This window comes from Mycobacterium sp. E2238 (genome assembly GCF_001672665.1).
Classification (GTDB): domain Bacteria; phylum Actinomycetota; class Actinomycetes; order Mycobacteriales; family Mycobacteriaceae; genus Mycobacterium.
The window spans coordinates 1-2,377 of sequence record NZ_LZKF01000125.1; the positions used below are offsets into that span (position 1 = coordinate 1).

Annotated in this window: 1 protein-coding gene and 1 pseudogene; both read left to right on the forward strand. The window is 68.5% G+C overall.

Annotation, left to right across the window (positions count from 1 at the left end; translation table 11 throughout):
• Window positions 1–35 precede the first annotated feature (35 nt).
• Window positions 36–1,427, forward strand: a complete 1,392-nt coding sequence (locus tag A5711_RS10625) for an amino acid permease (RefSeq protein WP_067946204.1) — start codon at window positions 36–38, stop codon at window positions 1,425–1,427.
• Window positions 1,424–2,376, forward strand: a pseudogene (locus A5711_RS10630) (DNA polymerase domain-containing protein). The gene A5711_RS10625 and the pseudogene A5711_RS10630 overlap by 4 nt, the downstream one beginning before the upstream one ends.
• Window position 2,377 lies beyond the last annotated feature (1 nt).

Genomic DNA, 2,377 nt, shown 5'->3' on the forward strand with positions numbered 1-2,377 from the left:
ACCCGCCTCGACTGATCACCGCTGCACGCACCGGCATGGCTAGCACTCCGCAACTGCGCCAAGGGTTGTCGCAGCGCCAGCTCAGCATGATCGCCCTCGGCGGTGTCATCGGTGCCGGGCTGTTCGTCGGCTCGGGTGTGGTGATCAAGGACACCGGTCCCGCGGCGTTTCTGACCTACGCGCTGTGCGGCCTGCTGATCGTCCTGGTGATGCGCATGCTGGGCGAGATGGCGGCCGCGAACCCGTCGACCGGGTCGTTCGCCGATTACGCGGCCAAGGCGCTGGGCGGCTGGGCGGGGTTCTCGGTCGCCTGGCTGTACTGGTACTTCTGGGTGATCGTGGTCGGCTTCGAGGCCGTTGCCGGCGGGAAAGTCCTCAACTACTGGTTTCATGCGCCGCTGTGGCTGCTGTCGCTGTGCCTGATGGTCTTGATGACAGCGACCAACCTGTTCTCCGTCTCGTCCTTCGGTGAGTTCGAATTCTGGTTCGCCGGAATCAAAGTCGCGACCATCGTGATCTTTCTCGGTGTGGGCACGGCCTTCGTGCTGGGGCTCGTGCCGGGCCATCACGGTGGACTGGCCAACCTCACCGCGCACGGCGGCTTCTTCCCGAAGGGCGTCGGGGCCGTCTTCGCCGCCATTGTGGTGGTGATCTTCTCGATGGTCGGCGCCGAGATCGTCACCGTGGCCGCCGCGGAAAGCCGGGACCCGGAACTCGCGGTCCAGAAGGCGACGAGATCGGTGGTGGCGCGGATCGGTGTCTTCTTCGTGGGGTCGGTGTTCCTGCTGGTGGTGATGTTGCCGTGGGACTCCGTGGAACTCGGCGCGTCGCCGTACGTGGCCGCGCTCAAGCACCTTGGGCTGCGCGGCGCGGATCAGGTGATGAACGCCGTGGTGCTCACCGCGGTGCTGTCCTGCCTGAACTCCGGCTTGTACACCGCGTCGCGCATGCTGTTCGTGCTCGCCGCGCGGGGCGAGGCCCCGATGCGCTTGGTCAGGCTGAGCGCGCGCGGTGTCCCGCACATCGCAATCCTGTGCTCCTCGGCGGTCGGATTCGGCTGCGTCATCATGGCGCGGGTCGCGCCGAACACGGTGTTCCTCTTCCTGCTCAACTCCTCGGGCGCGATCATCTTGTTCGTCTACTGGCTGATCGCCCTGTCGCAGATCATCCTGCGCCGCCGCACCCCCGCCGAAAGGCTGCGGGTGAAGATGTGGTTCTTCCCGGTTCTGTCGATCCTCACCCTGGCCGGAATCACCGCCGTGCTGGTGCAGATGGCCTTCGATCGCTCGGCGCGCAGTCAGCTCTGGCTCAGCCTGCTGTCGTGGGCGGTGGTGATCGGGCTGTACTTCGCCGCCCGGACCCGCGGCCGAATCGGTACACGCCACAGTGCGGTCCGCGGCAGTGCACCTCCGGACGGTGTGTCATGACAGCCGACGAGCGCCGCGGGGGCGTCGATTTGACCAACCTGGACCAGCCGCTGAGCCCGGACGCCGGAGCCACCAAGCGTGACCTGATCGATTACCTGGACGCGGTGGCCGACCGATTGTTGCCCGTCGTGGCCGGTCGGGCGCTCACGGTGCTGCGCGTGCTGGGGGGCAGGCCCGCGTTCATGCAGAAGAACGTGCCGGAATACGCACCGGCGTGGCTGCGAACGGTCCCGGTATGGGCCGAGGCATCCAAACGCCAAGTGCGCTATGCCGTCTGCGATGACCTGCGAACGCTGTTATGGCTGGCCAATCAGCGCGCCGTCGAATACCACCCATCGCTCGGCCTGGCCGACGATCTGCGCCGGCCCACCCATTTGGTGCTCGACCTCGACCCGCCGGCCGACGATGACTTCACCGGCGTGGTCGCCGTCGCGCACGTGGTACGGCAGGCGTTGGCCGACAGCGGGTTGGCGGGCGCGGTGAAAACCAGCGGCGCCAAGGGGATTCACGTCTTCGTGCCGCTCGACGGCACCGTTGCGGTGGACGACGTCGCGGCCGCGACCCGGGCGCTCGCCGCCCGCGCGGAAGCGCTCGACCCGCGAAGGGCGACAACGGCTTTCATCGTGGCCGACCGCGCCGGCAAGTGTTCGTGGACTCGACCCGGGCCGGCGGGGCGACCGTCGTCGCCGCCTACAGCCCGCGCCTGCGCCCGGGCATGCCGGTGTCCTTTCCGCTCGCCTGGTCGGATCTCGATTCCGCGCGCCCCGTCGACTTCACCATCCACACGGCGCTCGATGCCCTTGCCGGGCGCGACCCCTGGGCCGAGCACATGCCCGATCCGCAGCGCCTGCCGGACGATCTGATCGAGCAGGGCCGCGCGATTCCGGTCGCCCGGGTGGCCGCGATGCACGAGGGCAAACGGCGCGCGCGGGCCCGCCGCGACGACTGAG

What these genes read in the sequence shown, in the direction of transcription:
- A5711_RS10625 (WP_067946204.1), top strand. Translation starts at nt 36, where the DNA reads ATGGCTAGCACTCCGCAACTGCGCCAAGGGTTGTCGCAGCGCCAGCTC.